Source organism: Acinetobacter lwoffii (assembly GCF_024129685.1).
Classification (GTDB): Bacteria; Pseudomonadota; Gammaproteobacteria; order Pseudomonadales; family Moraxellaceae; genus Acinetobacter; species Acinetobacter lwoffii_X.
On record NZ_JAMXXL010000070.1, the window covers coordinates 1 to 2,067 of the forward strand.

The window sequence follows — 2,067 nt, forward strand, 5'->3', positions numbered from 1 at the left end:
AAGAAAGTTAAATCCTGTGCTTGACTCTTGTGGTTAAAAACAGGACATTTTAAATGGTTTATCGCATAGACATTTTAATTGGTGAATAACAGCATTTGTAAGCCCAAAGTAGAAATGTTCTCGATAAATAATGAGCTAATTAACAGTACATATTCGGCTCACAATATGAGTCGAATTTGTGCTATATTTAACTCATCTTAGATTTTAGATGAGAGAGATTGAAAATGCAGAAATGGATTTGGCAAGCAGAAAACTGGACAAATTTCACATGGCAAGATTCAACTATCTTACCTAAAACCAGACAGATACATCAAAAAATAGGAATTCTTCTTGGACAAAGTCAGCATGATTTAGCGAAAGAACAATTCACTCTAGATACTCTACTTGCCAATCTCGTTGCTTCATCAGCAATTGAAAATGAAACCCTCAATGTTTTTTCATTGCGATCATCTTTAGCCCAACGCTTGGGTGTCACTCTTGAACAGCCTTATCCAAGCTCAGATCGATCAGAAGGTTTAGCCAATATCATGCTGGATGCGCTGAACGATGTTAAGCAACCACTGACTGTTGAGCGCCTCATGCAATGGCATCGTTGGCTTTTCAATGACCCCGACTGGACAATGCAACGTTTACGCATTGGTCAACTGAGGGGATCAGAGCCTATGCAGGTCGTTTCAGGTCGATTGGATTACCCTAAAGTACATTTTGAAGCACCGCCAAGAGAAGGCTTAGAAGAACGCTTACATACCTTCATAGCGTGGTTTAATCAGAGTCTGAATGATTCATTGCTTGATCCTCTGTTACGTGCAGGCATTACCCATTTATGGTTTGTTACCCTACATCCTTTTGATGATGGTAATGGCCGTATTACACGTACACTTACAGACCTTGCTCTAGCTCAAATGGATGAGCAAAGTATCCGTTTGTATGCAATGTCTACTACGATATTAAATAAACGTAAAAGTTACTATGAGATATTAGAACAAACTCAAAAAAATGATTCTGATATCACAGATTGGCTGATTTGGTTTCTAGACACGTTGAATGAAAGCCTTGAAAAAACCTTAGCGCAGATCAGTCGAACATTGTTTAAAAGTCAATTTTGGCATAAATATTCAAATTTAGCCCTGGGTGAAGAACAACGTAAAGTTCTAAATCGTTTATTAGACGGTGGCGAAAATGGCTTTGAACATGGTATTAGTGCTTCGCAATATCAAAAGGTTGCTAAAGTCAGTAAGGCAACGGCTACTCGCCACTTATCAGACTTACTTGAGAAAGAATGTATCGTTAAATTAGAAGGTGGTGGACGTAATACACGCTATCAGATCAATACCCAGTTATAGATATTCTAAGCAATAAAAAACCCCGGCATCCTGCCGGGGTTTTTCATATTGGGTTGCTAAGTATGACTCCTGTCTTACCTCACGTTCCTGGTGCGATCTTTCTTATTCTTGTTGTTTGGAACATCCTGTTCTCTATGGCTTCATCATAGGAAAATTCACCTCTCCTGGACAGCCGTAAAGAACCGGAATTTACGTAAGCCCAGGCGTACAAAATAGCCTAAATTTTATCCACAAAAAATGTGGATAATTTTGGACATTGAGGCATTGATAAAATTTGAAAAATCTCAAAATTGATTACTTTTTAAACAAAATTATTGGCAAGAACTATCAAAACTGCTCATAAAAAAGCCGACTTGTTTCCAAGTCAGCTTTTCGACATCGTCGAGCATTATCACTATAACACAAGTATTTGATTTTTATTTGTTTAAAATATGCATTTCGTATAACGCCCATTATGTTAAATAGAGGGAAAATCTATTTTTAAAGTGATAAAATTATTGTAGTTATTTTAAGAATAGCTGCTTTTGATACTTGATCATCTATCCTAATTAAAAACTGTTTTTTAATAATTTGGAATATAAATAAGATTTAGTTAAAATTAACATTATTCATATAAATTAACATTATGTATTACATTAGATCTCTTGCGAAAGTTAATTTAAGAGCGTCCAGTTCACCATTCCAGCAATTAAATTCATTCTTAGACCAAATCGTTTCCGTCTAT

The 2,067-nt window shown here is 36.0% G+C and carries 1 protein-coding gene; it reads left to right on the forward strand.

Going from position 1 to position 2,067, the window contains the following annotated elements:
• Positions 1–224 precede the first annotated feature (224 nt).
• Positions 225–1,343, forward strand: coding sequence for a Fic family protein (locus NI464_RS15690; RefSeq protein WP_016807159.1), 1,119 nt, complete (start codon positions 225–227; stop codon positions 1,341–1,343).
• The last annotated feature ends 724 nt before the right edge of the window (positions 1,344–2,067 follow it).

Excerpts from the sequence above, each read along its gene's own strand:
- NI464_RS15690 (WP_016807159.1), top strand. The coding sequence starts at position 225 with ATGCAGAAATGGATTTGGCAAGCAGAAAACTGGACAAATTTCACATGG.